Source organism: Shimia sp. R9_3, from assembly GCF_017743755.1.
GTDB lineage: Bacteria > Pseudomonadota > Alphaproteobacteria > Rhodobacterales > Rhodobacteraceae > Shimia.
In genome coordinates, this window is the sequence record NZ_JAGHRP010000001.1 from 821,304 (window position 1) to 848,221 (window position 26,918).

General features: G+C 56.7%; 32 protein-coding genes and 1 tRNA gene. 16 read left to right on the forward strand and 17 right to left on the reverse strand.

Annotated elements, in window-relative coordinates:
* The first annotated feature begins 64 nt into the window (after positions 1-64).
* From J7412_RS03815 to hisD, 5 genes are all read left to right on the forward strand, one after another.
* Positions 65-241 carry a hypothetical protein gene (locus J7412_RS03815; RefSeq protein ID WP_209059684.1) on the forward strand — a complete coding sequence of 59 codons (177 nt, stop codon included), beginning with the start codon at positions 65-67 and terminating at the stop codon, positions 239-241.
* Positions 242-1,507 (forward strand): UDP-N-acetylglucosamine 1-carboxyvinyltransferase, encoded by a 1,266-nt coding sequence (murA, locus tag J7412_RS03820; RefSeq protein WP_209059688.1) that lies wholly within the window; start codon positions 242-244, stop codon positions 1,505-1,507.
* Positions 1,507-1,986, forward strand: a complete 480-nt coding sequence (locus J7412_RS03825; RefSeq protein ID WP_209077220.1) for a DUF2948 family protein — start codon at positions 1,507-1,509, stop codon at positions 1,984-1,986. The genes murA and J7412_RS03825 overlap by 1 nt, the downstream gene beginning before the upstream one ends.
* Complete coding sequence (locus J7412_RS03830; RefSeq protein ID WP_209077222.1) at positions 1,983-2,477, forward strand: GNAT family N-acetyltransferase; 495 nt, start codon at positions 1,983-1,985, stop codon at positions 2,475-2,477. Before J7412_RS03825 ends, J7412_RS03830 begins: the two co-directional genes overlap by 4 nt.
* Before the next feature lie 240 nt (positions 2,478-2,717).
* Positions 2,718-4,022 (forward strand): histidinol dehydrogenase, encoded by a 1,305-nt coding sequence (gene hisD / locus J7412_RS03835; RefSeq protein WP_209077224.1) that lies wholly within the window; start codon positions 2,718-2,720, stop codon positions 4,020-4,022.
* A 46-nt stretch (positions 4,023-4,068) separates the two neighbouring features.
* Here hisD and J7412_RS03840 read toward each other — a convergent pair whose 3' ends face one another.
* On the reverse strand, positions 4,069-4,839 hold the full coding sequence (locus J7412_RS03840) for an SDR family oxidoreductase (protein ID WP_209077226.1): 771 nt from the start codon (positions 4,837-4,839) through the stop codon (positions 4,069-4,071).
* Between the two features lie 168 nt (positions 4,840-5,007).
* On the opposite strand from J7412_RS03840, the gene J7412_RS03845 reads away from it, so the two are divergent.
* The 8 genes from J7412_RS03845 to J7412_RS03880 all read left to right on the forward strand — a co-directional run bounded on the left by J7412_RS03845 (position 5,008) and on the right by J7412_RS03880 (position 9,077).
* The gene (locus J7412_RS03845) at positions 5,008-5,487 is read left to right on the forward strand and encodes a UPF0262 family protein (RefSeq protein WP_209059698.1); all 480 of its coding nucleotides are present in this window, start codon (positions 5,008-5,010) and stop codon (positions 5,485-5,487) included.
* Positions 5,488-5,492: 5 nt separating this feature from the next.
* Complete coding sequence (locus J7412_RS03850; RefSeq protein WP_209077227.1) at positions 5,493-5,978, forward strand: low molecular weight phosphatase family protein; 486 nt, start codon at positions 5,493-5,495, stop codon at positions 5,976-5,978.
* Positions 5,979-6,093: 115 nt separating this feature from the next.
* Positions 6,094-6,312: a translation initiation factor IF-1 gene (gene infA / locus J7412_RS03855; protein ID WP_007205486.1), complete on the forward strand. Its 219-nt coding sequence runs from the start codon at positions 6,094-6,096 to the stop codon at positions 6,310-6,312.
* Positions 6,313-6,345: 33 nt separating this feature from the next.
* Positions 6,346-6,921, forward strand: coding sequence for a Maf family protein (locus J7412_RS03860; RefSeq protein WP_209077230.1), 576 nt, complete (start codon positions 6,346-6,348; stop codon positions 6,919-6,921).
* A gap of 12 nt (positions 6,922-6,933) precedes the next feature.
* A complete protein-coding gene (locus J7412_RS03865; RefSeq protein ID WP_209077232.1) occupies positions 6,934-7,968 on the forward strand; it encodes a ribonuclease E/G in 1,035 nt (344 codons plus the stop codon).
* Entirely contained in the window at positions 7,965-8,147 is a 183-nt protein-coding gene (yacG, locus tag J7412_RS03870; RefSeq protein WP_209059719.1) for a DNA gyrase inhibitor YacG, read from the forward strand. The genes J7412_RS03865 and yacG overlap by 4 nt, the downstream gene beginning before the upstream one ends.
* Positions 8,148-8,226: 79 nt before the next feature.
* Positions 8,227-8,301, forward strand: a tRNA-Phe gene (locus tag J7412_RS03875).
* A 269-nt stretch (positions 8,302-8,570) separates the two neighbouring features.
* On the forward strand, positions 8,571-9,077 hold the full coding sequence (locus tag J7412_RS03880; protein WP_209077234.1) for a hypothetical protein: 507 nt from the start codon (positions 8,571-8,573) through the stop codon (positions 9,075-9,077).
* A 294-nt stretch (positions 9,078-9,371) separates the two neighbouring features.
* Here J7412_RS03880 and J7412_RS03885 read toward each other — a convergent pair whose 3' ends face one another.
* The 6 genes from J7412_RS03885 to J7412_RS03910 form a co-directional block, all read right to left on the reverse strand.
* Positions 9,372-9,767 (reverse strand): helix-turn-helix transcriptional regulator, encoded by a 396-nt coding sequence (locus tag J7412_RS03885; protein WP_209077236.1) that lies wholly within the window; start codon positions 9,765-9,767, stop codon positions 9,372-9,374.
* Positions 9,768-9,893: 126 nt separating this feature from the next.
* Positions 9,894-10,265, reverse strand: coding sequence for a DUF2293 domain-containing protein (locus J7412_RS03890; protein WP_209077238.1), 372 nt, complete (start codon positions 10,263-10,265; stop codon positions 9,894-9,896).
* Between the two features lie 525 nt (positions 10,266-10,790).
* Positions 10,791-11,417, reverse strand: a complete 627-nt coding sequence (locus tag J7412_RS03895; RefSeq protein WP_209077240.1) for a LysE family transporter — start codon at positions 11,415-11,417, stop codon at positions 10,791-10,793.
* A gap of 1 nt (position 11,418) precedes the next feature.
* Positions 11,419-12,420, reverse strand: a complete 1,002-nt coding sequence (locus J7412_RS03900) for an SDR family NAD(P)-dependent oxidoreductase (RefSeq protein ID WP_209077242.1) — start codon at positions 12,418-12,420, stop codon at positions 11,419-11,421.
* Positions 12,421-12,538: 118 nt separating this feature from the next.
* A complete protein-coding gene (locus J7412_RS03905) occupies positions 12,539-12,934 on the reverse strand; it encodes a DUF2255 family protein (RefSeq protein WP_209077244.1) in 396 nt (131 codons plus the stop codon).
* A 170-nt stretch (positions 12,935-13,104) separates the two neighbouring features.
* Positions 13,105-14,037 (reverse strand): alpha/beta hydrolase, encoded by a 933-nt coding sequence (locus J7412_RS03910; RefSeq protein ID WP_209077246.1) that lies wholly within the window; start codon positions 14,035-14,037, stop codon positions 13,105-13,107.
* A 243-nt stretch (positions 14,038-14,280) separates the two neighbouring features.
* On the opposite strand from J7412_RS03910, the gene J7412_RS03915 reads away from it, so the two are divergent.
* Positions 14,281-14,871 (forward strand): TetR/AcrR family transcriptional regulator, encoded by a 591-nt coding sequence (locus J7412_RS03915; RefSeq protein WP_209077248.1) that lies wholly within the window; start codon positions 14,281-14,283, stop codon positions 14,869-14,871.
* Between the two features lie 355 nt (positions 14,872-15,226).
* Here J7412_RS03915 and J7412_RS03920 read toward each other — a convergent pair whose 3' ends face one another.
* The 4 genes from J7412_RS03920 to J7412_RS03935 all read right to left on the reverse strand — a co-directional run bounded on the left by J7412_RS03920 (position 15,227) and on the right by J7412_RS03935 (position 19,354).
* Positions 15,227-15,820, reverse strand: a complete 594-nt coding sequence (locus J7412_RS03920) for an SRPBCC family protein (RefSeq protein ID WP_209077250.1) — start codon at positions 15,818-15,820, stop codon at positions 15,227-15,229.
* Between the two features lie 99 nt (positions 15,821-15,919).
* Positions 15,920-16,978, reverse strand: coding sequence for a hypothetical protein (locus tag J7412_RS03925; protein ID WP_209077252.1), 1,059 nt, complete (start codon positions 16,976-16,978; stop codon positions 15,920-15,922).
* Between the two features lie 42 nt (positions 16,979-17,020).
* The gene (locus J7412_RS03930; protein ID WP_209077255.1) at positions 17,021-18,055 is read right to left on the reverse strand and encodes an aldo/keto reductase; all 1,035 of its coding nucleotides are present in this window, start codon (positions 18,053-18,055) and stop codon (positions 17,021-17,023) included.
* Positions 18,056-18,370: 315 nt separating this feature from the next.
* On the reverse strand, positions 18,371-19,354 hold the full coding sequence (locus tag J7412_RS03935; protein WP_209077257.1) for a hypothetical protein: 984 nt from the start codon (positions 19,352-19,354) through the stop codon (positions 18,371-18,373).
* Between the two features lie 85 nt (positions 19,355-19,439).
* Between J7412_RS03935 and J7412_RS03940 the strand changes: the two genes are divergently transcribed.
* The gene (locus tag J7412_RS03940; RefSeq protein ID WP_209077259.1) at positions 19,440-20,060 is read left to right on the forward strand and encodes a TetR/AcrR family transcriptional regulator; all 621 of its coding nucleotides are present in this window, start codon (positions 19,440-19,442) and stop codon (positions 20,058-20,060) included.
* Between the two features lie 628 nt (positions 20,061-20,688).
* Here the strand turns inward: J7412_RS03940 and J7412_RS03945 are convergent.
* Positions 20,689-21,159, reverse strand: coding sequence for a hypothetical protein (locus J7412_RS03945; RefSeq protein WP_209077261.1), 471 nt, complete (start codon positions 21,157-21,159; stop codon positions 20,689-20,691).
* Positions 21,160-21,525: 366 nt separating this feature from the next.
* Between J7412_RS03945 and J7412_RS03950 the strand changes: the two genes are divergently transcribed.
* On the forward strand, positions 21,526-22,578 hold the full coding sequence (locus tag J7412_RS03950; protein ID WP_247743733.1) for a site-specific integrase: 1,053 nt from the start codon (positions 21,526-21,528) through the stop codon (positions 22,576-22,578).
* 104 nt (positions 22,579-22,682) lie between these two features.
* Here the strand turns inward: J7412_RS03950 and J7412_RS03955 are convergent, their stop codons facing one another.
* The 5 genes from J7412_RS03955 to J7412_RS03975 form a co-directional block, all read right to left on the reverse strand.
* Positions 22,683-22,937 (reverse strand): hypothetical protein, encoded by a 255-nt coding sequence (locus J7412_RS03955; RefSeq protein WP_348540458.1) that lies wholly within the window; start codon positions 22,935-22,937, stop codon positions 22,683-22,685.
* A 19-nt stretch (positions 22,938-22,956) separates the two neighbouring features.
* A complete protein-coding gene (locus tag J7412_RS03960) occupies positions 22,957-23,835 on the reverse strand; it encodes a hypothetical protein (protein WP_348540456.1) in 879 nt (292 codons plus the stop codon).
* Positions 23,836-24,005: 170 nt separating this feature from the next.
* On the reverse strand, positions 24,006-24,416 hold the full coding sequence (locus tag J7412_RS03965; RefSeq protein WP_209077267.1) for a DUF4383 domain-containing protein: 411 nt from the start codon (positions 24,414-24,416) through the stop codon (positions 24,006-24,008).
* Positions 24,413-25,900 carry an FAD-binding oxidoreductase gene (locus J7412_RS03970; RefSeq protein ID WP_209077269.1) on the reverse strand — a complete coding sequence of 496 codons (1,488 nt, stop codon included), beginning with the start codon at positions 25,898-25,900 and terminating at the stop codon, positions 24,413-24,415. The genes J7412_RS03965 and J7412_RS03970 overlap by 4 nt, the downstream gene beginning before the upstream one ends.
* The gene (locus J7412_RS03975) at positions 25,897-26,895 is read right to left on the reverse strand and encodes an alpha/beta hydrolase (RefSeq protein ID WP_209077271.1); all 999 of its coding nucleotides are present in this window, start codon (positions 26,893-26,895) and stop codon (positions 25,897-25,899) included. The genes J7412_RS03970 and J7412_RS03975 overlap by 4 nt, the downstream gene beginning before the upstream one ends.
* Positions 26,896-26,918: the final 23 nt, after the last annotated feature.

Below are 26,918 nucleotides of genomic sequence, written 5' to 3' on the forward strand. Positions count from 1 at the left end.
CGCAAAATCTGACGGGTGCAAGGGCAATCTGGACCCTTTTTTGCACCTCATGTAAAGAAACTTCATGGAACGCAAATCGACCCCTGTAAATAAAGCCAAAAAAGCCTCAGATCGCGAAGACCGTCTGAAGGCTGCATTGAAAGCCAACATGGGGCGCCGTAAGGCGCAGGCGCGTGCGCGCGCTACGCCGACGGATGCGTCCGAAGAGATTGAGGCAGTTGAGAACAAAAGGCAGGATTAAATGGATTCGATCATCGTACGCGGCAACGGGCCGCTGAAAGGGCAAATCCCCATTGCCGGGGCCAAGAATGCCTGTCTCACCCTGATGCCTGCGACGCTTTTGAGCGAAGAGCCGCTGACGCTGACCAATGCGCCACGGCTGAGTGATATCAAGACCATGAGCCAATTGCTGGGTTCTCTCGGCGCCGAAGTGACCAGCCTGCAAGACGGCAAGGTGCTGGCGATGTCGAGCCATGACATCAACAACCACGTGGCGGACTATGACATCGTGCGCAAAATGCGCGCCTCCAACCTTGTGTTGGGGCCGATGCTGGCGCGGCTTGGGCATGCGGTTGTGTCGCTGCCGGGCGGCTGTGCGATTGGCGCGCGGCCGATGGATCTGCACATCTTTGGCCTTGAAAAACTGGGCGCTGAGATCGAGCTGAAGGACGGCTATCTGCACGCCAAAGCACCAAACGGCCTGAAAGGCGCGGTGATTGAGCTGTCTTTTGCCTCCGTGGGCGCAACCGAAAATATCCTTATGGCCGCGACACTTGCCAAGGGCACCACGGTCATTAAGAACGCCGCGCGGGAGCCTGAGATTGTGGATCTGGCCACCTGTCTGCGCGCGATGGGCGCTCAGATTGAAGGGGATGGCACCAGTGATATCACCGTGCAGGGCGTGGACCGGCTGCATGGCGCGACTCACCCTGTGGTGACCGACCGAATCGAATTGGGCACCTTTATGCTCGCGCCTGCCTTCTGTGGTGGCGAGGTGGAGCTGCTTGGTGGTCGTATGGATCTGGTGGAGAGCTTTGTGGCCAAACTCCATGAAGCCGGGATCGACGTGGAAGAGACCGATAAGGGCCTGAAAGTGGCGCGCAAAAATGGCCGGGTGAAGGCTGTGGATGTGACCACAGAGCCGTTCCCGGGCTTCCCGACGGACCTGCAGGCGCAGTTCATGGCGATGATGTGTACTGCTGAAGGCACCTCTGTGCTTGAAGAAAAGATCTTTGAAAACAGGTTCATGCACGCGCCGGAGCTGGTGCGGATGGGCGCAAACATCGAGGTGCATGGCGGCACGGCGACGGTGCATGGGGTGGAAACGCTCAAGGGTGCGCCGGTGATGGCGACCGATTTGCGTGCCTCGGTGTCGCTGATTCTTGCAGGGCTGGCGGCAGAGGGTGAAACCGTTGTCAGCCGCGTCTATCATTTGGATCGCGGCTATGAACGGGTTGAGGAAAAGCTCAGCAATGTTGGGGCCCATATTGAGAGGGTGAGTGAGTAGTGACACAGGACGCGCGGTTTGAAGATGGTGGCGATCGCCCGCTGAACCTTGGGGCGCTTGATGGGGAGGACCTGCAGGTTCTGTCCACCTTGGCGCAGGATGCGGTTTTTCCGGCCACTGAAATGCAGTGGCTGCCCCAGGAGCGCAGATTTGCCATTCTTTTGAACCGCTTCCGCTGGGAGGACCAGACCTCTGCTGAGGCGCGCGGGCGCGCGGTGGAGCGGGTTCAGGCGGTGCTGTTGTTTGAAAACGTGCTGTCGGTGGCCTCTCAGGGTGTGGCGCGCGGGGATGCGGATACGATTCTGTCGCTGCTGTCTGTTGGCTTTGAGGCCGGTGAGGATGCGGAAGGATTTGTCACACTGACGCTGGCAGGGGATGGCGCGATCCGCCTGAAGGTGGAGGCGCTGGAGGCCACGCTGAAGGATGTGACGCGGCCCTATATGGCGGTGTCCAAAACCACACCGAGCCATCCGGAATGATCCGCACACTGACGCCGGATGATCTGGAGGTCTATAAAGCGCTTTGGATACAGGGGCTTACCTCTGAACCTGCGGCGTTTTTGCTGACGGCGGAAGAGGCCTTGGGCGCGCTGGACAGTGGCCTGATTACGAAGCTGGCCTCAGGCGCCGTCATTGGTGCCTTTGAGGGCGCGACGCTTGTGGGCTTTGTCGGCATGCATCAGGGCGGGCCGCAGCGGCTGCGCCATATGGCAGATGTCGGCCCGCTTTATGTGCAGCCATCGGCGCGACGCCGTGGCCTTGGGCAACAGCTGATGCAGGCGGCGATTGATGCGGCGCGGGGCAAGGCATTGTTGCAGCTTGAGCTCTGTGTGGATGCCACAAACGCGGGCGCAAGGGCGCTCTATGCGGCTTTGGGATTTGAGCAGATCGGGCTGCGGCCACGCTCTGTGATTGTGAACGGCGTGGCGCGCGATGACGTGCTGATGCTGAAGCGGCTCGACGCGGCCTGACATTTTTTCGCCAAAGGTTAACGACGCGGGGCGCCAAAATGCGGCGCAAAACCGAGATGTAGGTATCGCGTCGGTATTGCGACGTTATCGCGTAGGTGCGATTTTCCGACTTTTGACGCCATGAGGCCCGTTAAGGCCGCGTGCGTTGCGCAACGTTTTCTGCCGCAGATCGCCGCATCTGCGCTGATCGCTTGAGACCCTTTGTCCTGCCCGTTAAGACACCGCACAAAGGAGACACTCATGCCGCAGTTTCTGAACAGTTCTGATGCAGATTTTGAGACCCGCTTTGCCGCGCTTCTGAGCGCCAAGCGCGAGGACAGCCCGGATGTGGATGCGGTGGTGGCCGACATAATCGCAGATGTGCGACATCGGGGCGACGCGGCGGTGATCGAGCTGACGGCGAAGTTTGACCGGTTGGAGCTGACACCGGAAACGCTGCGCTTCTCGGAAGCTGAGATCGAAGAGTACTGCGCGCAGGTCACTGACGCCGATCGCGCGGCACTTGAGCTGGCAGCGGAGCGGGTGCGCGCCTATCACGCGCGCCAGATGCCGGAAGATGCGAGCTGGACCGACGAAAGCGGGGCCACGCTTGGCTGGCGCTGGACGGCGGTATCGGCTGCGGGGCTTTATGTGCCGGGTGGGCTGGCAAGCTATCCGTCTTCTGTCTTGATGAATGCGATCCCCGCCAAGGTGGCCGGGGTGGAGCGGCTGGCGATTGTGGTGCCGACACCGGACGGTGTGGCCAATCCGCTGGTGCTGCTCGCGGCCAAGCTGGCGGGCGTGGATGAGATCTACCGCATCGGCGGGGCGCAGGCCGTGGCGGCGCTGGCTTATGGCACAGATACCATTGCGCCGGTGGATAAGATCACCGGGCCGGGCAACGCTTTTGTCGCGGCGGCCAAGCGTCGGGTGTTTGGCAAGGTAGGTATCGATATGATCGCTGGCCCGAGCGAGATTCTGGTGATTGCCGATAAGGACAACAACCCGGATTGGATCGCGCTCGATCTGCTGAGCCAAGCCGAGCATGACGAAAGCGCGCAATCGATCCTGATCACCGATGATGAGGCCTTTGGCGCGGCGGTGGCTGCGGCGGTGGACAAACGTCTGGAAACGCTGGAGCGGCGCGAGATTGCGGGAGCAAGCTGGCGTGATTTCGGGGCGGTTGTGACCGTGCCCGATCTGGCGACCGCGGCGCAGCTTTCCAACCGGATTGCGCCAGAGCATCTTGAGCTGTGCGTGGCCGACCCGGATGCGCTGGCGGAAGAGATCACCCACGCGGGGGCTATTTTCCTGGGCCAATATACCCCTGAGGCGATTGGCGATTATGTGGGTGGTCCCAACCACGTGCTGCCCACGGCGCGCTCTGCCCGGTTTAGCTCTGGTCTGTCGGTGATGGATTTCATCAAGCGCACAACCCTGTCGAAGATGACGCCAGCGGCGCTGAAAACGATTGGTCCGGCGGCGGAAACCTTGGCGATTTCAGAGAGCCTTGAGGCGCATGGCCTGAGCGTGCGCGCGCGGCTGGATGCTTTGAACGAAGAGTAGACGTGTAGGGGCGCTGCCCCTGCCATATCAGGCTGTTCGGGGCGCTTCAGTAGTGGCTGGTGTAGCCGCCGTCCACGGCCCAGACCTGTCCGGTGACATAGCTTGCGCCGGGGGAGGCCAGAAACAGCAGCGCGGGGGCGAGTTCTGCGGGCTCTCCCCAGCGTTTGAGCGCGGTGGCGTTGTTGAGCTTTTCTGCAAGTGCGGGATCTTTTGCCGCCTCCATGTTGGGGGCGGTTTTGAAGAAGCCGGGGGCCACGGCGTTGACGTTGATGCCGGAGGGGCCGAGTTCGGCCGCCAGAGCTTTGGTCATGCCATTGAGGCCCGCCTTGGCCGAGGTATAGGCGGCGTCACCCGGTTGCGCGATGAGACCGGCGATCGAGGATATGTTGACGATGCGGCCGTAGCCCTTTGCCTGCATCTGCTCTGCTGCGCGCTGGCACAGCCGGAAGGGGGCTATCAGATCCACCCCAAACAGGCGTTGCAGATCGGCTTGTGTGAACTCTTGCAGGCTGCGGCGGTCTCGCAGGCCGACGTTATTGATAAGGATCGCCAGACCTCCGGCCGATTGCAATGTGGCAAAGGCGGCCTCGGCCGCGACCTCATCTGACACGTCAAAGGGCAGGACGCTGGCCGCCCATCCGCGCGATTTGAGCGTGGCGGCGATCTCTGCGCAGCGCGCGGCGTTGCGGCCGTTGATCCACACATGTGCGCCGGCCTCAGCCAGAAGTTCGGCGGCGGCAAGGCCAAGCCCGTCGGTGCTGCCGGTGATCAGGGCGTTTTGGCCGGAGAGGTCAAAGCAGGGCAGGGCGTTGGGCATCAGGTGATCCTTTGTCGCGTGCGGGTGGCCCCGGCATCGCGTGGCGGGCAGGGCCCTGTCAAGCGTGTCGCGCCGTGACGTGAGATCGGCTTGAGGCAGACGGTGCATAGACAAGGCGGGCGCGGCTGCGCTACTCATGCTGCATCGCAACACCGAGAAGAGGCAGCCATGTCCCGGATCAGCCACATTCAGATTGACGACCGTAACCTGCCGCCGCCCACGCCGGAGATTGATCAGGAGCGCAAAGTCGCGATTTTTGACCTGCTGGAGGACAACAGCTTTGAGCTGCCCAAGCGGGAGGATCGGGTGGTGCCTGACGGGCCGTTTTCCGTGGATCTCGCCATTCGCGAAAAGCGGCTGGTGTTTGATGTGGCGACCGAAGGCGGGGACAAGGCGGCGGAGTTTCACCTGAGTCTGAGCCCGTTTCGCCAGGTTGTGAAAGATTACTGGGCGATCTGTGAGAGCTATTTTGACGCGGTGAAGACCCTGCCGCCGAGCCAGATCGAGACCATTGATATGGCGCGGCGCGGCATTCACAACGAAGGCGCGCGCGTGCTGCAGGAGCGGCTTGAGGGGAAGGCCGAGGTGGACACGGACACCGCGCGACGGCTCTTTACCCTGATCTGCGTTCTGCATTTCGGAGGCTGAGGCAAGTGGCAAAGACGGACCAGAAACAGCCTTTGCCACAGTCGGTTCTGTTTTGCTGTGATCAGAATGCGGTGCGCTCTCCGATGGCGGAGGGCATCATGAAAAAGTTCTACGGTATGGATGTTTACGTGCAATCCGCCGGGATTCGCAGCGATCTGGACATCGACGGCTTTGCGATTGCCGTATGTGATGAGATCGGCGTGGAGCTTGCCCGCCACCGCACCCGCAGTTTTGCAGAAATGGAGAAGCTTGGCGATGACCTCTCTAGCTTTGACATGGTGGTGGCCCTGACGCCCGCGAGCCGGGCTGAGGCGGAAAAGCTCACCCGTTTTGATCATCTTGATCTTGAGTTCTGGCCGGTGTCAGACCCAAGCGGTGCGACCACCGGCGATGCACGTGAGGCCAAGCTCGCAGCCTACCGGATGGCGCGTGATGAGATCGTGGCCTATCTGCAAAAGCGCTGGGGTGCGTCGGTTTCCACAGCGTCATAAGGCGTTCGGAGGGTCACTTTTGCGCAATTGGCGGGAGTTTGCCCTTGAAAAGCAGCACATTTGGGATCATTTAGGGGCAGCCCGTAACAGGCGGGTGTAATGTGAAGGAGAAACCATGGCCAAGGAAGAACTGCTCGAATTTCCCGGTGTCGTGAAGGAACTCCTGCCCAATGCGACGTTTCGGGTCGAGCTGGAAAACGGCCATGAGATCATCGCACATACGGCAGGCAAGATGCGCAAGAACCGCATCCGTGTTCTGGCGGGCGACAAAGTTCAAGTCGAGATGACACCGTATGATCTGACCAAGGGTCGGATCAACTATCGCTTCAAGTAAGCCTTTGCGCGGACAGACAAAACGAGGTCTGAGATGAAGTTGATCTTGGGCTCCGGCAGTCCGCGCCGCCGGGAATTGCTGGCACAGATTGGGGTTGTGGCGGATGAGATCCGCCCGCCCAATATTGATGAGACCCCCCTCAAAAATGAGCTGCCCCGCCCCTATTGCGCGCGCATTGCGCGGCAGAAGGCGGAGGCTGTGCAGGCCGCGCCTGAGGATATTGTGCTGTGCGCCGATACCACCGTTGCATTGGGGCGCCGTATCATGGGCAAACCTGCGGATGCCGGAGAGGCGGCAGAGTTTCTCATGGCGCTGTCCGGGCGTCGCCACCGGGTGATCACGGCAGTTGCGGTGCGCAGAGGCGATCAGCTCTGGACCCGCGAGGTGGAGAGCGCTGTAAAGATGAAGCGGCTTTCCAACGCAGAACTCAATGCCTATCTCGCCACCGGCGACTGGGAAGGAAAGGCAGGGGGCTACGCCATTCAGGGGCCGGCCGGGGCCTTCGTTCCGTGGATTTCCGGATCATTCACTGGCATTGTGGGGCTGCCCGTTGCGGAGACAGCCGGGCTTTTGCAGGCCGCCGGATATCCGCTTTACCAAAACACATAAAAGGATGCGCAGATGAAGGGGCGTCAGATCATTCTCGACCACATCAATGGGCGCGAGGCCGCTGCTCTTATGGTGGATGGCCAGCTTGATGACCTGTTGATTGAGGGCGATGCGCCGCGGGTGGGCACGATCTACCGCGCGGTTGCCGACCGGCCTGTGAAGGGGCAGGGCGGGATGTTCCTGAAGACGCCGGATGGCGCGGCCTTTCTGCGGCAGGTGAAGGGGCTTGCGCCGGGGGATCAGATGCTGGTGCAGGTCACCGGCATTGCCGAGCCTGGCAAGGCCATTCCGGTGACGCAGAAAATCCTGTTCAAAAGCCGCTATGTGATTGTCACCCCCGGAGCGCCGGGCGTGAATGTGAGCCGCTCGATCCGCGATGATGATGCGCGCGACGCGCTGCTGGCGATTGCCCATGCGGAGGCCGGTGGCCTGCCTGAGGAGGCGCGCATTGGTCTGATTCTGCGCTCCGCCTGTGAAGACGCGGCGGAAGAGGACATTGCGGAAGACATCCGCGCGATGTTGGACCTGTGCGAAGCGGTTCTGGCGGATGCGGAAGGTGCGGCGGAGATGCTGAGCGAAGGCGACGGTCCGCATGTCTCGGCCTGGCGCGATTGGTCAGAACCTGCGGAGGTGGTGACCGAGGCGGGCAGTTTTGACAGCCATGGCGTGCTTGATGCGCTGGAGATGGCGGAGGGCGCCGAGGTGGCGCTGGGCGGTGGGGCCTGCATGTATGTGGAGCCGACCCGCGCGCTGGTGGCGGTGGATGTGAACACAGGCCGCGACACCTCTCCGGCCGCGGGCACCAAAGCCAATTTTGCGGTTGCCAAAGCCCTGCCGCGGGCGCTGCGTGTGCGCGGCCTTGGCGGGCAGATTGTGCTCGATCTGGCCCCGATGCCCAAGAAGGACCGCCGTGGGTTTGAAAGCGTGCTGCGCGCCGCATTCAAGCGCGATCAGATCGAGACCACGCTGGTGGGTTGGACCCCGCTTGGCCACTATGAACTGCAGCGTAAAAACGCCCGTGCGCCGCTGTCGGAGGTGCTGAAATGAGCTGTCCGATCTGCAAGAAAGAGACCGTGGCGGACTACCGCCCGTTCTGCTCCAAGCGTTGTGCCGATATCGACCTGAACAAGTGGTTTTCAGGCGATTATGCGGTGCCGTCTCAGGATCCTGAGGAGGCGATTGAGGCGCTGGAAGAGATCGAAAAACAGTCTTCGCGATTGCATTGAATTTTTTTGTCATTTCCCTCTGGACAGCCCCGCGCGGCTGACATAGAAGCACCCCACCCAAGGCGAACAGCCTTCCCGTGCCCGGGTAGCTCAGGGGTAGAGCAGTGGATTGAAAATCCTCGTGTCGGTGGTTCGATTCCGCCCCCGGGCACCATTTAAGCCTGATCAGAATATGTAGAAGCGTCGGAATTCTGACATTGCCTGGTATTTATTGCGTGGCTGCTTCTAGCTGTGTGGATCTGTATGCGACCCGTGCTCTTTTGCTTGGGGGTGCCTATGTGTCATTTATGTTGTAACAACATAAAGTCATGCCGCGCGCGTGCGGCTGTATAAGATAGCTGCTTCTGTCGGATGATTGGGTTAAGTCCCTGTTTTTCAGGGAAAACCCTTCACCCCGTTTTAGCGTTTTGATATAATGTTTACATGAACTGCTCCCCCAAACAATTCGGTTACCGGAACCAGATAAGTATTCGTGATGCGATGCGTGAATGGCTTGGTCCTATGTATTTTACACATCTGGTCACGCTCACGACAAACGACCAAAGTTTCAAGCGCGAACGCATGAAAGACCGCCTGCGGAATTGGGATGGCAGAGTGAATCGAGAGATTGTGGGGCCGAAATGGTTGAAGCGCTATGATGAGCGCATCAACTGGATTGCGTTCCCTGAAAAAGCTGGTGTCAATCCGCACTGGCATTTGCTCTTGCAGCTGACGTCTGATCAAATCCGAGATCTCGGCGCGAGCAACGATTTCAACCGCATTGTCAAAAGAACTTGGTCCAAGCTCGTTCCGAGCGGTTCTTCAGATGTGGAGTTGATTAAAGCTTCAGTCGCCGACTCTACAACGGTCGCAGACTACGTGACCAAGTCTTTGGGATATGAGCCCAACATCGAAGACTTTGTAATCTTCCGTGAGTTCTTCGACACCTGATACAAAACACTTGGAGCCCGGTGCGACGCTATGGGTAAACCTTGTTTTGGTTCTGATTGACGGCCGTCGAGAGATGGTAATTGTTTCCTATTGTCTAATGACAACTACCGATCACTCGTTCTCTGAAAGAAATGGAATTGGCCGAATGAGGGAAACGATCCGAAGGATCGCTTGAACCGAATGTAGGCCAATTCCTCGACGCTTGAGCTGTGAGGCGTAGCCGAGCCAGGCGAAGAGCGTCGCTAGAGCGATAGCGTGAAGCTTTGGGGCTCGCTTAAGTCTAGCTAATCTGGTTCATGTCCTCTCCTCGGTCACCAACTCTAAAAGTCTTTCCATGTGTCTCCATAGTGGGCCAATCACATCAATGAACCCGCTTGCTTCGGTCGTCCTCAGGAGTTCAAGCAATCTCATTTCGGTTTCACTCAAAGGTAGTCCAAGAACATCCGCCAAGACTTCGTGGGTTGTTGGATGATATTCCTCAATGGCGGTCATGAGGAAATTCTGCGCGTTGATCTGCAAGGTTTCAGAAAGAGCCGGGATACGACCCAACGGGACTCTTGTGATCCCTTGTTTCATCATGCTGATGACGTTGGCGTTCTTCATACCAATCCGGTCAGCGATTTCCTTTTGTGTCATGTCCGATGCGTCAATGGCTTGGGCAAGCATCGTAGCGGTTGGGCTGGCGGTCATTTTCTATCACCTCGTGATGTTGTTTCGATGCGATGTGATAGTGCGCACAGACAAGTCCTTCTCTGCGGTATTTGAGGGAAAAGACTTTGCTTGTTGGGTGTCTCCGTAGGAGCGTTCTGCGCGCGTTCAGAGCTCTCTGGTGTGATCCGCTGCCTTGGGCGCTGGTTTGTGTTTGCGACGCTTTCTGGCTCTCCTCAGCGCTCGTATGGGCGCTCCTTCGCGCCATGCTGTGGTCATTGCATTGACCTCGTCAGAAACCCACAAACGCGCTTGACTGCGGCTCAGTTTGTAACGCTTCATCAAAGCCTCATAGACCGTCAGCGTGTGGCGGATGTGATTGGTGACAACGATTCCTGTTGCTTTCGGAAGGGGAGCGTTCTCCCATTCCCTTGCCGTAAGTTTCTGGACGAGAAACGGGATTTGATCTTCTGGGCATGAGGGATATTCGACCGCTAAGTATGCGCGGGCGGTTTCTTCGTCGTAGGACTGTTTGGTCATTGCCGATTGTCTTTTGCAAATGGCGCAGCTCCGGCCGATATGGCGCCTTGGGTGAGCCAGCGTGGCGTTTCGAGATGATGCACAGACATAGTCGGGCACGCTCAGTCCTGTTTTGAGAAAGCGCCTCTATAAGGATTGGAGGCCGGCCAGGCGAATAGGGCAGGGAATGCCTCATATATGCTAGTGAAGCTGGCTAGGACTTCCTGTCAGAGGGCGTGGCAAGTCATCATTAGAGTGGCGAGCTAGCCTTTCCCTGGTGGGGAGAATGGCTGGGTTTGGGGCAGTCGCGCGACCTGCGATTTGTTGATCGCTTTTGAATACCGCTCGGGTGTGCTTCGGGGAAAGGCGCACACTGATTAGCTTTGAACGATGCTGCGCGATGCAGCTATAGGAGCCAAGCGAAGAGACCGGACTGCGCAAAGTAAAGGCGATTATTGAAAGCGGACCTACAAACTGATTGCGGCGAGCGGTAGCTCAGAGCCCATATCGACTGATGCTGCGCAGTGAGTGAATGGCTGCTTTAACTCAGTGTTCGCTATTGGTTATCAAGCTTAGCCCTTCTTGGAAGAGAAGAAATGCAAAAACGACTAATGCGACAGCCAACCCGCGCATGACATAAGGATAAGCCCTGCCAGTGAGCAAAGTACGGTACTGCCCAACAAGAGCTGCGACACCTACTTTGGAGCCGACCAACAGAAAATAGAGGCCGACAATAAACCCCCAAGGTGCAATTGCTGAACGTTCGGAAGCAGCGAGCACGTATGGAACGCCGACAGTGATCCAGAAAAGATAGGGGTGCGGGCTCAAAAAATTGGCAATTACCCCCTTTCTCAGAGACGCGGGTGTCGAAGCTGATGAGACATCACCAACAGAGTCTGCCTTTGCAGTCTCGTATGCCAAAAACAGAGCATAGATCGCACCAGCCATGCCAAGAACGCCAAGGACCTGATCAGGGAGTTCTCGAAGTATAAAGAACAATGTAAGTACAATGGGAATGTCTGTGACAAGCGGCGATGCGGCAACCAAAAGACCCTCCTTAAAACCGTGCCGCATGGTTTGAGTGATAACTAAGGTCATCAGGGGGCCAGGGGCCAGTCCTGCCGCCAGCCCCAGAGTAATGCCAGTCAACGTCGCCGAAACAAAATCAGCCAACTCATGCCCCCCCAATTTGGCTATGCAGCCCGTCGCTCCCTAATACAGCAAGCTGCCATTGATGCAAACGCGGCCAGAAACCCGTACCCAGCAGGCCGTTCGACAGGTCCCAGAGCCGCACGGCGCTCTCGGCGGCATAGGCATGCGGGGCACGGCCGCCGGTCATCGGGTCGGTGCCGGGTTCGCTGATGTGGCAGTCTTCCAGATAGAGGCCGGTCTTGCCGTTCAGCTCGGGGCTGGTGGCCGCCCAGCAGGATGTCGCGGCCCCTTGCGGGATGGATTTCAGAAGACCCGGGGTGGCCATCATCTGCTCCAACATCGGGGCAACGCTCGGATCCAGATTGCGTCCCAGCTCGGTTGCGATCCCACCGGGATGCACGGCAAAGCTGGTCACGCCGTCTTCCGCCCAACGGCGTCCGACCTCAATCGACAACCAGATATTGGCCGTCTTGGATTGCCCGTAGGACCCCAGCGGGTCGTAGTCGCGTCGCTCGAAATTCGGGTCTTCCAGATCGACAGGAGAGAACCAATGCCCGCCCGAGGACAGGTTGATCACCCGCGCTGCACCCGCAGCCTTCAGCGGCGCAGCCAGCAGGTTGGTCAGCAGGAAATGGCCCAGATGGTTGGTGGCAAACTGGCTTTCCCAGCCTTCCTTGGTGCGCGCCAGGGGCGTTGCCATGATGCCTGCATTGTTGATCAGGATGTCGAGTTTGTCGTGGCTGGCCAGCCAGCTCTTGGCAAAGGCACGGATGGTCTCGGGCTTGTCCAGCTCCAGCGAGGCAGTTTCGACGTCTTGGCCGGTGTCCGCCTTGATGCTTTCGGCTGTTTTGGCCAGCTTTTCGGCAGAGCGTGCCACGATGGTGACAGAAGCCCCTTTGGAAGCCAGCGCACGCGCGGTTTCGGCCCCCAGCCCCGTTGAGCCGCCAGTGATCAGAACGGTTTTGCCGCTCAGGTCGATGCTGGCCAACACGTCTTCGGTGGTGGAATTTTTGTCAAAAGGCATTTCAGCTTCCAGTCTTCGTGGCCGAAGGGATTTCCCTTGGTCGTGGTTACATCGTTCTTCAGCACCAGCCATCTCTTTCAAATGGCGTGTTTGCCTTGTTCCCGGAGGGTTCTCCGAGTCACGCGGGGACCGGCCCGCCGGAAAAGAAGATTTCAAGCGTGCTGTCTTGCGCCCTTTTCTCAACCGCGCCCGCCAGCATGTGACTGGCTCCCAGCTTCTTCAGGGCATCGGCGTAGGCCTGATCGACCGCCGGGATGATGTAATCCATATCCTGCGGCAGGGCGGCGTTGATGTATGCCTCGACACCATCCAACCTGATCTGCCCGCGCGGGTCGGAGAGGAAAACGCCGTGCCAAGATGGTTCGCCGTACTGATAGCGGCGGCAGAAAACGCGGTCATCAACGGTCACGAACATCAATCGGATGAAACGGTGCGTATACCCCGCACGGATGTCATGGACCCGAGTCTGATTGACCAAATCGGCCAGCTCGGATTGGGTTTCAGGTTGTTTCATTGGACCTCTCAAGGCGCGTCGTAATGGGTGAATGGCGGTTCCGATGATCAGTTTCGGAATGCCACTCACCATGTCCCACAGGGATGCCTTTGGCATATTGCAGGCCTTTCTGATGTCGCACGGACCTGCCGCTTATGATCGCCAGATCCGTGCGTTTGGACGGTTCAGCCTTACGCGTTGAAGAACTCTGCCGTCGCATCACAGGATGCTTTGACGGCTTCAGGCTTCCAGTAGAAGTCCACGTGGCTGAACTCATCAAAGGTCAGCTCTTTGTGATCGTTTGTCAGCTTTTCGACGAAGTTGATCGAGCAAATCGCTGTAACGGCCGTTGGGCTGTAAATGGTCAGCGACGGCTGCGTGATCTTGTCGGCATAGTGTTCACAGATCGAGAACAGCGACTGCATGGGCTGGTCGCCGATGTGTTCGAGGGTGAAGTTCTTGACCTTACCAGGACCAGCAACGCCATCTTTACCGTAGTAGTTATAGGTGTCGTCCGACATCGGGATACCAAGGGCGTTGAACTCTTCCCGCGTCATGTCGTCGTTTAGGACGATCGGCCAAACATAGTCCGCCTCACCGGTTTCGTACTGTTTCTGCATCGAAGCGTTGGAAGCCGCGATTATCTGATGGGCCATATCCCGGTCGGTCCACTGGAACGCGTCCGAGGCCATCATGCCCGAGACCATGGCGATTTTCTTGATGCGGTGGTCGGTCACGGCGGCCGAGGCGATGGTCTGGCCGCCCTGGCACACGCCGAGGCCATAGATCTCATCCACGAAGGGCAGCGTGCCCAGATAGGATACCGCGTCCCAGGTGTTTTCAATCAGGCGGAAATTGTAGCGCGATTGCATGAATTCGCCGGGCAGCGCCGGGCTGTCGCCCATGCCCAGATAGTCAAAGCCCAGATAGATGAAGCCGCGTGCAGCCATTTCCGGACCGTAGGTCGCCGGGATCTGTCCCTTGACCTGCGGGAAGGGGCTCGCGCCGACGATGGTCTTGTATTTCTTGGACGGATCAAACCCTTCGGGCAGGTACAGATCGCCCGCCAAGTCAACGCCGTAGGATTTGAAGGTGACAGAGTTTTTGCCAGCTTTGAGGGTCATGTGAGTAAGTCCTTCTGTAGAGGATTGAGAAGATTGGCTTGCGTTTGCGCTCAAGCCCGCGAGCGAGAGCAAGGAAGCGGTCGAGGCGGTCTGGAGGAGGCGCCGTCTTGTGAATTTGATCATGGTCATGCTCCCCTTGTTCGGGTGGCTTGGTTTTTCGCCTTGCCTAAGTAAACAGTAACCTTTACTTAAGGGGGCGGGCAGCTCTTGTAAAGAGACCTCTTTACTTTTGGGATAGAAATCGTGAAACGCACTGAAAAGAAACGAAAAGATATCATCGACGCAGCCATCGAAGAGTTCCGTGAGCAGGGATTCCTCGGGGCAACGACAACGTCAATTGCCAAACGGGCGCAGGTTTCATCGCGCACGCTCTACAATCACTTCGACAGCAAAGAGGCCCTGTTCGAAGCGATTTCGGAGATCATGATCGAGCGAAACAATTGCATGGAGCCCGTGCCCTATGACCCGGGTCGTGACTTCGCCCAGCAGTTAAAGGACGCCTTGTGGCGTTACATTGAAGTGATCACCGAAGAGACCGCCATCGGATTGAACCGGATGGTGCTGTCGGAACTGATCCGCGACCTTGAACGGTCGCAGAAGTTCTTCAATGAAAGCGAAACCCACGACTATCCAATAACGAGGCTGATCTCTGAGGCCATGAACGCAGGTGTGATCCGCAAAGCCGACCCGGGTTTCGCGACCAATCAGCTCCTGGTGCTCGTCAAAGGCTTCTTCTTCTGGCCTGAGTTCTTTCTGGGCGAAAATCCGACGCCAAAAGAGGTGCTGGCCGACTGCGTTGCTATGTTCATGGCGCACTACAAAATGGGCACCTGAACCGCCTGTGAGACGCGCGGCGATGGTCGCCACGATAGCAAAAGCATGGAAACCGAATGACTCCTGCTGAAAAGATCGCCTGTGTGCGGAGCTATTTTGAACGACTACTGCAAGTAACGCCCCAAGTCGTCTTGTTGTCGTTTCAAGTCGACTGGCGACGTAAACTGTGTCGCCCTGTACTGCATACTCGAAAGTCGAGCGCCAGGGCCTCTTTCACAAGATGCAAACCCAGAAAGCCGCTGGCGCCTGCGACGCATACCGTCTTTGCGTGTGGGTTCATTGCCATAAATCCCTGCCAAAAACTCCCCGCCATGCACCCCGCGGGGGAAAATGCATGGCGGTTGGTCGCCCTAAGTTACTGAGCCTGATACTGTTTCTCGGCTTCAGCCTTTAGCGCGTTGTTGAACGGCATGTAGTTTTGCGTCACGAGCGCCTGGAGAAATCCAACGGTGCCTTCGCTTGACAGGTCGGTGACGGTCGTGTCCGTGCTTGTCACATCATCGCTTTGGACGAAGAGAGTGGTATCTTCATCGACGGGCATCAGAACAAACTGGTGATTGTCTGAGAATGGGCCGCCCGACGCGCTTGGACCGCTCCAACCGATCCTACGGCCTTCTTCAAACGACCATTCAAAGGTGAGGGTCCTATCTTCACCATTGTTGGTGCCGAATACATCGCGCAAGGTCACGTCGACACTTGCACCTTCTTCCATGGGGCCGTCAAAGCGAATGAAGCTGGGGCTCCAGGATTTATCTTCGTCCATGAGCACGTCCCACACAACGGCCGCGGGTGCTTCGATTTCGACCTGCGTATGCACAGTCGCGTGTGTTGGGCTGTAGATTGTGATCTGGTTGCCTTCGACGAACTCCACCGCGACTTCATGCCCGTCAGCGAAAGCGAGCGACGGCAGTGCAATGGCCGCGACAGCAGCAAGTGATTTATGGTTCATTGGTAGTACTCCCTTTGAAACGCTTTGTAGAGGCAGACGATCCCGCGATCACAAGCAGGAGCAAGGCAGAAGCCATCTGCTGGCCTCTGCCTGATAGTTTTATGCGTTGAAGAACTCTGCCACCGCATCGGTCGAGGCTTTGACGGCCTCGGGCTTGTAGTAGAAGTCCACGTGGCTGAAGTCGTCGAATGCCAGCTCTTGGTGGTCATTGGTCAGCTTTGCAACAAATTCGGTCGAGCATGCCGCTGTCGAAGCGTGTGTGCCGTAGATGGTCAGCGAAGGCTGCGTGATCTTGTTAGCATAAGCTTCACAGATCGAGAACAGCGACTGCATGCCCTGATCGCCGATGTGCATGTTGGTGTAGTTCGGAACCGCAACCGGCCCTTTGGCCCCGTCGCGACCATAGTAGTCATAGGTCTCACCCACCATCGGATGGCCAGCTACCTCAATGTACTCCTCCCGGGACATTTCGTCATTCAGGAGGAAAGGCGCGACGTAGTCCGGCTCGCCAGTCTCGAATTGCTTCTGCATTGAGGCATTTGCAGCCGCGATCTGCTGGTTGACCCTCTCCCGGTTGCTCCACTGGCGCGTATCCACCGCCATCATCCCCGAGATCAATGCGATTTTCTTGATGCGATGGTCGGTCACCGCGGCGGAAGCGATGATCGTGCCGCCCTGACAGACACCAAGACCGTGGATCTCTTCAACGAAGGGCAGCGTGCCGAGGAAGGACACCGCATCCCATGTGTTCTCGATCAGACGGAACATGTAGCGGGACTGCATGAACTCGCCCGCAAGCGCCGGGGACTCACCCATGCCGAGGTAGTCGAAGCCGAGATAGATGAAGCCACGGGCCGCCATTTCAGGGCCGTAGGTTCCCGGAACCTGCTCCTTGACTTGTGGGAACGGGCTGGCGCCCACGATGGCTTTGTATTTCTTCGAAGCGTCAAAGCCTTCGGGCAGGTAAAGATCGCCTACCAAATCCACACCAAAGGATTTGAACGTCACCTTGTTTTTACCTGCCGTCAGCGGCGTATCAGAAAGCCCCTCGGTGGAGGAGTGTGACGTTTGTTTTGCCTTCGCCCCCCAACCTGCAACAGACAACAGAGAGGCAATGGAGGCGGTTTGGATGACGCTGCGTCGTGAAAATTTGATCATGGTAATACTCCTTTTTCTGGTTGGTTGGAGTGAGCGCCAGAATTATGCGTCATTCCGCAGACGACCCATAAGATCGTCCCCGCGGTCAGCTTTGGGCATGTAGTTTGGATACTCGGGCTCGAGCGCGCTCACGGCATCCAATTGCGCGATTTCATCATCGCTCAACGCGACGTTTGTCGCGCCGAGATTATCGACAAGTTGGGATTCCTTGCGTGCGCCAACAATAACGCTTGTGACACCCGGCTTGTGCAGCAGCCACGCCAGTGCGACCTGCGCAACCGAAACCTCATTGTTTGCGGCGATCTTGGCCAGCACGTCGACAACATCATACCCCTTGTCCATGTCGATTGGCGGGAAGGGGATATTGGCCCGACGCGCAGACTTCTCTTGGCCTTCACGGGTGAATTTTCCGCTCAGGAAGCCACCGGCCAGCGGGCTCCAGATCAGCGTTCCCAGCCCTAGATCCATGGCGGCGGGGATGATTTCGCGCTCCAGCGCGCGTCCGACCAGAGAATAGTAAGACTGGACCGAGCAGAACTTTTCGGTTCCCATAAGCTTGGCCACCCCGTCAGCCTTGGCAATCTGCCATGCGCTGAAGTTGGACAGCCCGATGTAGCGCACCTTGCCCTGACGGACGAGATCATCCATCGCCCGCAGTGTTTCTTCCAGCGGCGTTGTGGGATCAAAGCTGTGGACCTGATAGAGGTCGATATAGTCGGTGCCCAGACGGGTCAGGCTGGCTTCGACTTCGCGCATGATGGCAAGGCGGCTTGTGCCCAGATCGTTCGGCCCGGTGCCCTCTGTGCCATAAAGCTTGGTCGCGATGACGGCGTCTTTGCGCCGCGCGCCCAGAGCCTTGCCAAGCAGGGTTTCTGACTCGCCCGCGCTATAGACATTGGCGGTGTCGAAGATGTTGATGCCGGCCTCAATCGCCAGGTCCACCATGCGGGTTGCCAGTTCTTGTCCGGTGGCTCCGAGCACATCGGCATAGCTGCCGCCGCCTTCGGAGAAGGTCATGGTTCCGAGCGTCAACTCCGACACATAGAGACCGGTATTTCCGAGGCTCTTGTATTTCATGGGATCATCCTTTGGATTTTGGTGAAGGGAGATGCAGACAGACAAATTCTGCCTTCGACGAACTCCAAAGCGACGTCATGACCGTCAGCGAAAGCGAGCGACGGCAGTGCAATGGCCGCGACAGCCGCAAGTGATTTAGCGTTCATTGCTGGCACTCCTTTTCAAACGTTTTATTGAGGTAGACGAGCCGCGATCTGGCGATCGCAAATGGCCCGTTTGCGGCCAGCGGGCGGGCGGTTTCCTCGCCCAACCCGTCGGAGGTACCGAGAATGACTGCGGTTTTTTCGCAGTCACCTTTTAAGCCTCTACATCCGCTTAGTTGAGATGCTGGTCGAACCACTGAACCAAAGGCTCGGGGTGTTCGGTAATATGCCTATACGCATAGCCCCTGTCGGCAGGACCATCGATCCAATGCAGGGTTTTCTCAGTCGGGATCGCATCGAAGTAGTCATTTGTATAGGCTTGGCTGCCCAGCGGATCGTTCTGGTTCTGCATCAGCATGACAGGCACATTGATCGATGCCGTATTCGGCTTGCTGTCCAGGTCCATGTCATCGCTGCCCACTGCGGCAAGCTGGCGGTTGATCTCATCCACCATGGTATCGCCAAGAACGCCGCGCATGAGCTGACCCCATGTGCCAGGCTGGATGATCGTGATCGCCTTGACGTTTTCCCGACTGGCAAGGCCGTCGTCCAGTGCAAAGGCTCCGGGCAATGCGCTGGCCCCGAAACACATTCCCGTCACACCGATTGAGGCGTTTTCGTAGCCGGGAAGGCTGGTGATGAAATCAACAGCCGCCACGTAATCGCGGCTGTCTTGCTGGGTTCCCATGGCAAAGGGAATCGGACCTTTATCGCTTTCCCCATGGTTTCGGGCGTCAAACATCAGAACGGTATATCCGGCGTCATGGAAGGCCTTGGCTGTCATGCTCAGATTGGCGACGTCGCCACCCCGGCCCTCGGGGGCACCACTGCGGTTTGCAAGTACGAAATGGGACTGGATTGCAACTTTGTCCGTACCGCCCTTGATCAACCACCCGCGTAGGGTCACGCCATCGGAGGTCTGGAACTCAACGTCCTCTGCCACCATCCCGAAATCGGCCGGAGTGCTGGGCCGCGGGCTATTCTGTTTTGGGCTGAGCACCGAAGAGATAAAGCCTGCGGCCTGCTCGGTGAGTTCGGCCTGAGCTGCCTCTGACGTAGTATCACTCGCAGCGTTTACTGCTTGCGGTCCGGTGATCGCGAGCATTCCTGCCGCCATGACAGCCATGATCGAGAAGGACATGAAACGACTTGGCATTTGGATCTCCTTTGGAGCTTGAGCTTGTAAATGACATCGTTTACATATAGACGAATATGCTAACTGTAAAGAGATTCATTTACAATTGAGTGAAAGCCAAAAAGAACTCCATGAGCGAAAGCACCAAGACATCCTGCAAGCAGGCATAAAAGTGTTTTCAACTAAAGGCGTTATGGCCGCGACGTTCACGCAAATCGCCAAAGAAGCAGGTGTCTCATCGCGCACGCTCTACAAGCATTTCGAGAACAAAGAGGCTTTATTTGCAGAGATCGTGGAGCTGACTTTCAGCGAGGCGAATCTCGAAAAGCTGCCGTATAATCCCGAGCGTCCGATTCGAGATCAGCTGATCGCTGTGACCACACAATACATCGACCACATCACAACACCGGACATGATCCAGCTGTACCGGATGACCATGGGCGAGCTTATGCGCGACCATGACCTGGCACAAATGGCGCTGACCCAGATCACGTCACAGGACCATCCGATTCAGGTGTTCATAGGTGAAGCGATGAACAAGGGCGGACTGAAACAGGACGATACCGCGATTGCTGCTCGTATGTTGGTTTCCATGGTGAAGTCTCTAATGCATGATCGATTGATGTATTTTGGCACGCCTTTGCCATTGCCTAAGAGTAAGTCTGAATTGATCGAGGCCTGCGTCGATATGTTTCTGGGATACTTTCAGTCAGAACAAAGCGACTGATACTTGAAGCGTTTCAGCTATAACTCAGCCATTAGCCCTTTACGGCGTCGGCCGCTCAGGGGCTCATCTCAGAACTCCGATGTGTCGCAGCGTTTATGGGCGGCCCAGTTGGAATTGGCACAGAGGCCGGCTCAAATGCGGGCGAAGCGGTCCTTCGGACCAAGAACATCGACGGTTAGTTTGTCCGCGCAGCAGACCTTCGGGCGAAGCGCGACCCTTCGCCCCCAAAAGTAGTTGGGTAAGGTCTGCCTAGGGCAGGTACCAGCCGTACGCTACTGGTAATTCGTGCTAATTTTGCGAAAAGCAGTGCCTCTCGCTTTGTTGCTCGTTGCGCTCAATCTTGTGAAGCTTGTTGGATGCTGATCTGTCAGCCCCCCCAGTTACTCGGAAACCATGTGGGCGAGAACCTAACAAGCTGCGCGTCTTCCGCCTTGTTCGCGAATATAGCGGAATTGCCAAGGGGAAAGCACGGGGTTCTCAGGGAGTTTTGTAGGCTTTTTCAGGTAAGCGAATGTTATCTGAGCGTCGTGGCTTTTAATTGAAGGGTTTCCCCTCAAAAGCCCGGTATAAGCTTTGGTGCCATTGCGGCAGAAGCTTTAAACAATCTGCCAAACCGACAACTCAACTCTTACACTTGGTCTCTCTTCCGCAAAGATGCCTTTGCTCTTGCTGCAAGTGTTTCCTCATCTCCATCGACTTCTTCCAGGCGCTTCAGCAGGCGTCTGACGCCTGCGGGTCCCCATAGATTACCGCGGCTGGTGCGCAGCCCTTCAGCATTGGCAGCATCCGCTATCGCTTGGTGGGGCGCGTTTCCATGTGTTTGTTCAAGGCGGTCGCGCACTTCGGCAAGTTCATGAGCTTTGCGGTCCGCTGTGTCGGATCTCACCTTCCTGGAAGCATAGACTGCGTCTCGCGTATTCAGGTGACGTTCCGCCTTCAGTATCGCTTTTCGGGGAATAGGTGTCCGGACATATCTTACCGGTCTTTCAGCCAGGCACAGTTGCTTCAGCAGGGTTTCAGGGAGCTCACCTAGCAGTTTGCCTGTTTTGAGATCCCTTATGTTTTTCTTGAATAGCAACAACTCTTCAAGAAGTGTCACGGTGTTATCGCCAGAATAGTGGGCAAACAGTCGGCGGAAATCGTCGATGATAACTGCGCTATTTTGTTCTCTCACACTCTTTAAGAGTTCTTACAATGTTGGCAGATCAGTCAGCGATTTGTAGCTGCGAGAATGGTCGTAGAATATGAGCAGCTTGTCGGCAGCTCCCAACTCATTTGCCGCGCCTTGAAGGTTGGCGAGTTGTTGCTTGGCTGATGGGTGCTGTTGGATAGATCCATTTGGTTTTTGACCGTGGGTGAGTAGGGCATACGCTGGTATCAACGGGTTCTCTCTATGTTGTGGCTACATAAACGGGTGGATTGGTGGTGTATCTGGCAGGCTGTTCTGCTTCAATCTAAGAAAGTGATGCATTTTGACAACAATTGCGGAAAATATTCGGAAATCGCCCGAAGGCTTCGAGGCCGATTACTAGCACAGATCGGTCAACAACTATTCAAGGGAAAGATCCGCATGTCCAAATCATCAAAAACCGTATCTGACGCGTGCCAAAGCTGGCTGAAAACCTGCCAGCGCAATGAGCTTGAGCGCTCTACAATGAAAGCCTATCGCAGCCATGTGCGCATCCATATTGAACCGAAGATAGGAGGTCTCCTGCTCGCCGAGCTGTCGCGTGGCGATATCCGGGATTTCATGGATGATCTACTTGATGGTGATGTGTCGCGTGCGCAGGTGAAGAAGATCATGGTGAGCCTCAGAGCCATTTTGACCGAAGCGGTTGAACGCGAATGGGCCAGCCACAACGTTGCAACCGAAGTGAAGCTTAATCGTAGTTCTCGCGCAGATGGGAAACGCGTGGATGTGCCAACCAAAGCGGAGATCAGAACGATCATCGCGAAAGCGCCTGCGTCACATCGTGCCATGTTCATCACAGCTATCTTCACGGGCATGCGGATCTCTGAATTGAGGGGGCTGACATGGGGTGCGATCGATTTTGATCGGCGCGTGATCCAAATCCGACAGAGAGCAGATGAATACTGTGAAATCGGTTTGCCGAAGAGCCGTGCCGGCACACGTGAGATCCCAATGGCCCCGACGGTCTTTGAAGAGCTTTGGGAGTGGAAGGCTAACGCGCCTGAAAGCAAGCTGGATCTGGTGTTCCCAAATTCTGTCGGCAAGGTGCAGAACTATTCAAACATCTACAACCGCGTGTTCAAACCGATGCTTGTCAAAGAGGGTATCGTTGATGAAATGGGGGAGGCCAAGTTTGGCATCCACGCCCTTCGCCATGCGGCAGCGTCTTTGTTCATCGAGCAAGGCTGGAACCCCAAGAAGATCCAAACACTGCTTGGTCACGCTTCCATCACGATGACAATGGATGTCTACGGACATCTGTTTGAGAATGCGGAAGAGGACGTGTCAATGTTTGAGAAGTTGGATGCCGAGCTGATGGCGGCCTGATGTAAACAGTGGCGGCTGTCCGAGTAGTTTGACGCCGCCACTTTAGCCACTGCGGGAATGTGGGGCGATGCTCCTGCTGAGGTGCTGTCCGAGTTAGCAAGCAGCTAGGAAAACCGCGAGCAGCCCTGAAGGCCGGCGGGTAAAACGAGCCATGCTCCCTTTTGGTACAGTTGAATGGCCAGACCCGCATTCTCGGACGCCAGTGTCACGCTAAAAGGTGAGGCCGACAAAATCGCCACATCTTTTGGCATGCGCTCTAGGAAGTCTTGGCTGGGAAACACGACCAACGCAGCAGGTGCATCATCGGTCAACAGGGTTACCGCCCCAAGAATACCCAGCCATCCAAACAAAAGCAGCACCAGTGACAACAAAACGCTTCTAGTAGTCATGGATATGCTCTAGCCGCTGAGTTCCATCTTGCAGCGCTCGCAGATCGGAGGCCAGGTTCGCAACCTTTGTCAAAATTATGTGCCGATGGCTTTCAAAACCCTGCCTGGCATCGCTGTAGATCGCATTAGGTTGGGTATCACTTTCCGAAATAGTCGTGAACATGATGTCATCATTTCCTGCGATCTCGACAAACTCAACGCCAATACTTGCCATTTCCAAAATGAGATGTGTGAGTTCGCGGTAACGTATCGTTTCGACTTCGATGCCGAAACGTGTTTTACCGACAACGGTCATCCCATTGAAGCGTTCCAGCGTCTCGGGTGAAACGCCATCAACAATCATGCGCAGGGTGAGCGCGTCAGCGCCAACGCCCGCAACAGCGGCGTCTATCACTTTAGCGTAGGCGGCTTTGGTGCGATATTCTAGCCCCAAGGCAATCCGTCGCTCGCGGTCTCTCAGTTCTTTTGCGTCCTCCTCTGCAAGAGCCTGCGCGTCCGCGAGGAAATCCCATTTGTACCAAGGCACCTGTTGAAGAAAAGATGCGTACTCTTTCGCCTGTTGCGCTGAAACGTCGTCCAGAATGGCCCTGGAGGGACCTCGGAGAGCCGAGAAAAGACGACCAAATGTTTCTTCGTAGGCTGCCTTAGCCAACAACTCAGCCGTGAAGCTTACGCCGATCACGTAAACCATTTGCTTCGTCGCGCCTTCAATAGGCCCAAGAGTACCTGACGCCTGAGACATGGTGCACACCGAGCGCCAGAACCCCGAAATACCTTTGAGAAACTGGTAGTCATGCGGGTCGCCTATTTCGATGACGCGTGCGTAATCTTCATAGGCGTGAACAATATGCCATTCCGGATAGGTCAAGAGCGTGCGTGATTCAGCACGGTGATGCATTTGGTCCAAGATCGGTTTGCGCGAGTCCGCCTCTCCGGTTGGTCGGCACATGGTCTCTGAATAGACAACCGGGGATAAGAGGGCTAGAACACCTACAACGGCAACTGCAGTCAGCCTCAAGAGCCATCGCAAGAATAGTCTCATTCGGGGCTTCCGATGTTTTTGGCTCCGGCCCAAACGGCAAGGCCACCGAGCGCCAAGTGTGGGACATTCGCAAGCACGCGACCCAGCGAGAAGTCCGGACCCAAAGAAGCATTCGTCAGAATGCCTAGATCGAGATAGCCATAGCCCGTGAAAAAGCCAAAAACACCGTCGCCGAGATAGGCAAGGCCAAACAAGATCATGAACATGCGAGCGGCCCTATGGGACTTTATTCCGGCGATTAATGCCCATATTGCGGACGCGACGTGGAGGGCATCGTCATAGATGTCGAGGGCAAAGATACCGAACGCCAGTCCATTTGCATCCGTCAATCCAGGTACGTAGTTCAAGGATGCTGCGATCATCAACGCGACGAAGTAAGCAAGGCTGAGTTTCTGTAGTGACGTCATAACCGCTCCAAATACGTATCCCAGAGGTTGTTGCGCAGGACCAATTTAGGATCCAGTTCACGTTTTCTAGCCGCAAATTTGGCGGCCCCGGCATAGGCTTTTGACAGTTGATCAAGACGTGCGTGAGGCCGGTAGGGCAGGTAGTAGGCGCCACCATCTTGCGATATCCGGTCTATCAGCTCTTCGGTTATGCGTCGCATGTCGGCTTCGGCCCGTTTGGTCATCTCCTGACTGAAAGACATGACGGCGGCGATGCGAGGTGTTGTGGCATACGATAGGTCGCTCTGGTCGTCTTGTGCCACATAGCGCAGTGTAACATTCAAGAATTCCTGATAGGACGCCGGGATCACTTCGCGGCAGGCCGTAAGAAAGGCGTCAAATGCGTCGAAACTGACAAAGTACTCATGCAGGATGTCGGTCCGGTCGGGATTGCGATCATCAAGTGTCACAACGGGTTCGTTGATCAGCGAATTGCGTGTCACCTCGCCACTGCCGAGGGCTGGCCCTAGTGTCGTTTCATTCCACCAGCGGAAGGATTTCATGGTCTCATTGCCAAGTTGCGCGCGGTATATGCGACTTGCCACATGCGACATCCAGCCGGAGCCAGACGCAGTTGGAAGGGCTTCTTGATCGTCGGTCTGTCGGTAGGTCACAAGTAAGGCCTGCTCAAAGAAGGCGTCTCGCTCTACGTTCAAGCGGCCGTATGCCATCGTAACTGCCGGATCATCCACAGCGGATTGAAAGGCCCTTGGGAACGCTTCGGCTTTCATTGTTTCAAAGGTCGGGGCCAGGCGGGCATTGGGCACCATGTCTACCTCCAGGTCCACGATCACGCCAACAAGCCCATAGCCGCCCATGGCCATATTGAAGAGATCTGAATTCTCCGTTGGCGAGCAATTTACGAGATCGCCAGTTGGCAAAATCATGCGAAGTGCGCGCACCGTTGCGCCCATCGGTCCGTAAGGCACAGGCCAGCCGTGTGCATTGACGGAAAACGTCGCAGCCACTCCAAAATCATTGTTGGATTGCATAACGGCGGGCGACCACCCGGTCGGATCAAGTGCTGCGATGACTTCTGACCAACGAGCGCCAGCATGGGTGCGATAGCTGCGATTGCCGGTGTCGATTTCCACGTTACCATTGTCGAATGTCACGGCTGTACCGTTTCGTGGAATGGCCTGCCCACCCATCGAGTGACGCGCGGCGCCCACGTTGAAGGCCCTGTTTGCAGTACTAGCTTCGGCAAGTTCCCTACGTATTGTTGCAATCAATGTGTCGCCTGCATCCTCCGAAAGGACCAGATGCTTGTGGATTGGGGTGGCCGAGAGACCGCTTGCGTCATTCATGACCAAGCCGGTGGGAGTGGTGTCCAGCCTTGTTGTTCCGTTTAGAACAGGCAGATTGCTGTGAAATGGTCGGGCAGCAAGCCAACCTGCTGCCGCGCCACCAAGGGTGAGGGCTGCCCGCCGGGTGAAAGGCTTCATTTCTGTTCCAACTCCTGTGTGTGTGGCGGCGCCATTGACTTCAACGCATCTATGAGCGCCTCTGCAAATTCCGGAGGGGCTTCTAGGTGAGGTATATGGCCAACGCTCTCAAGGATCGTCAATTTTGCATTTGGTACAAGCGTAGCGAGTTCTTTGCCCTGTGGAATTGGCGTAACCTTATCCTCTGCGCCCCAAATGACGGCGAATGGCAGGTCGAGCGCTTCCCAGTTGGTAGGGTCTAAACTCAGGGCATCCCTTGGCGTTGTGAAGAGTTCCGGAACCCATTCCGAGACAGCATTTGTATAGCCCTCACGCACCATCGGCGCACGCAGCATGTCAATGAGTTCTGGTGTTGCTGCTTCCTTGCGATACATGAAGTCACGCAGGAAAGTTCCGGTCAGCATTGGATTTGTCGCTGTGATAGAAGTTGCAAGCTCACGAATAGTAGAGTTGCGTAAGAGATACGGCGGTTGTTTGGGGGCTCCCCGGTCACTTAGGCCAATTGCGCCGGAAACAACTATATACCCTGAGACCAATTCCGGCCTCTTCAGCACAGCTTCAGAAACTGGGCCAGCGCCAACTGAATGCGCCACGATGATTGGGCGATCATCCAAAGCTTCCAATAAGGCAATCACTCGGTCGGCTTGCGCTGCTCTGCTGTAGTCTGCCCCATCGGGATGCTCTGACCAACCAAAGGGAGGCATATCGAATGCCGTCGCCTGATAACCGGCGTTTGAAACCGAGAGCATGGTTTCTCGCCAAATCGCTGACCAGGCTGCGGTTCCATGCGCAAAAACTACGCGAGGCGCGCTTTGTTTGGCGAAATCGACTGTAAAAACGGCGCCTTGAGCGGTGTCAATGAGCTGTCCCTCTGAAGGGAGACCGACGGAAAATGGTACAGCCTCGCGCAGGTGCGCAGCCCATCGGAACGCCAGTATCGTGACGCAGCAAAGCGCAAGCAAAGACGCAAAGCATCCAAAAATCCACCTGTTCATGAAACCCTGTTTGTCAGCCTGTC

Excerpts from the sequence above, each read along its gene's own strand:
- J7412_RS03815 (WP_209059684.1), top strand. The coding sequence starts at position 65 with ATGGAACGCAAATCGACCCCTGTAAATAAAGCCAAAAAAGCCTCAGAT.
- murA (WP_209059688.1), top strand. The coding sequence starts at position 242 with ATGGATTCGATCATCGTACGCGGCAACGGGCCGCTGAAAGGGCAAATC.
- J7412_RS03830 (WP_209077222.1), top strand. The coding sequence starts at position 1,983 with ATGATCCGCACACTGACGCCGGATGATCTGGAGGTCTATAAAGCGCTT.
- hisD (WP_209077224.1), top strand. The coding sequence starts at position 2,718 with ATGCCGCAGTTTCTGAACAGTTCTGATGCAGATTTTGAGACCCGCTTT.
- J7412_RS03840 (WP_209077226.1), bottom strand. The coding sequence starts at position 4,839 with ATGCCCAACGCCCTGCCCTGCTTTGACCTCTCCGGCCAAAACGCCCTG.
- J7412_RS03845 (WP_209059698.1), top strand. The coding sequence starts at position 5,008 with ATGTCCCGGATCAGCCACATTCAGATTGACGACCGTAACCTGCCGCCG.
- infA (WP_007205486.1), top strand. The coding sequence starts at position 6,094 with ATGGCCAAGGAAGAACTGCTCGAATTTCCCGGTGTCGTGAAGGAACTC.
- J7412_RS03860 (WP_209077230.1), top strand. The coding sequence starts at position 6,346 with ATGAAGTTGATCTTGGGCTCCGGCAGTCCGCGCCGCCGGGAATTGCTG.
- J7412_RS03865 (WP_209077232.1), top strand. The coding sequence starts at position 6,934 with ATGAAGGGGCGTCAGATCATTCTCGACCACATCAATGGGCGCGAGGCC.
- yacG (WP_209059719.1), top strand. The coding sequence starts at position 7,965 with ATGAGCTGTCCGATCTGCAAGAAAGAGACCGTGGCGGACTACCGCCCG.
- J7412_RS03880 (WP_209077234.1), top strand. The coding sequence starts at position 8,571 with ATGAACTGCTCCCCCAAACAATTCGGTTACCGGAACCAGATAAGTATT.
- J7412_RS03885 (WP_209077236.1), bottom strand. The coding sequence starts at position 9,767 with ATGACCGCCAGCCCAACCGCTACGATGCTTGCCCAAGCCATTGACGCA.
- J7412_RS03890 (WP_209077238.1), bottom strand. The coding sequence starts at position 10,265 with ATGACCAAACAGTCCTACGACGAAGAAACCGCCCGCGCATACTTAGCG.
- J7412_RS03900 (WP_209077242.1), bottom strand. The coding sequence starts at position 12,420 with ATGCCTTTTGACAAAAATTCCACCACCGAAGACGTGTTGGCCAGCATC.
- J7412_RS03905 (WP_209077244.1), bottom strand. The coding sequence starts at position 12,934 with ATGAAACAACCTGAAACCCAATCCGAGCTGGCCGATTTGGTCAATCAG.
- J7412_RS03910 (WP_209077246.1), bottom strand. The coding sequence starts at position 14,037 with ATGACCCTCAAAGCTGGCAAAAACTCTGTCACCTTCAAATCCTACGGC.
- J7412_RS03920 (WP_209077250.1), bottom strand. The coding sequence starts at position 15,820 with ATGAACCATAAATCACTTGCTGCTGTCGCGGCCATTGCACTGCCGTCG.
- J7412_RS03925 (WP_209077252.1), bottom strand. The coding sequence starts at position 16,978 with ATGATCAAATTTTCACGACGCAGCGTCATCCAAACCGCCTCCATTGCC.
- J7412_RS03930 (WP_209077255.1), bottom strand. The coding sequence starts at position 18,055 with ATGAAATACAAGAGCCTCGGAAATACCGGTCTCTATGTGTCGGAGTTG.
- J7412_RS03935 (WP_209077257.1), bottom strand. The coding sequence starts at position 19,354 with ATGCCAAGTCGTTTCATGTCCTTCTCGATCATGGCTGTCATGGCGGCA.
- J7412_RS03950 (WP_247743733.1), top strand. The coding sequence starts at position 21,526 with ATGCATTTTGACAACAATTGCGGAAAATATTCGGAAATCGCCCGAAGG.
- J7412_RS03965 (WP_209077267.1), bottom strand. The coding sequence starts at position 24,416 with ATGACGTCACTACAGAAACTCAGCCTTGCTTACTTCGTCGCGTTGATG.
- J7412_RS03970 (WP_209077269.1), bottom strand. The coding sequence starts at position 25,900 with ATGAAGCCTTTCACCCGGCGGGCAGCCCTCACCCTTGGTGGCGCGGCA.
- J7412_RS03975 (WP_209077271.1), bottom strand. The coding sequence starts at position 26,895 with ATGAACAGGTGGATTTTTGGATGCTTTGCGTCTTTGCTTGCGCTTTGC.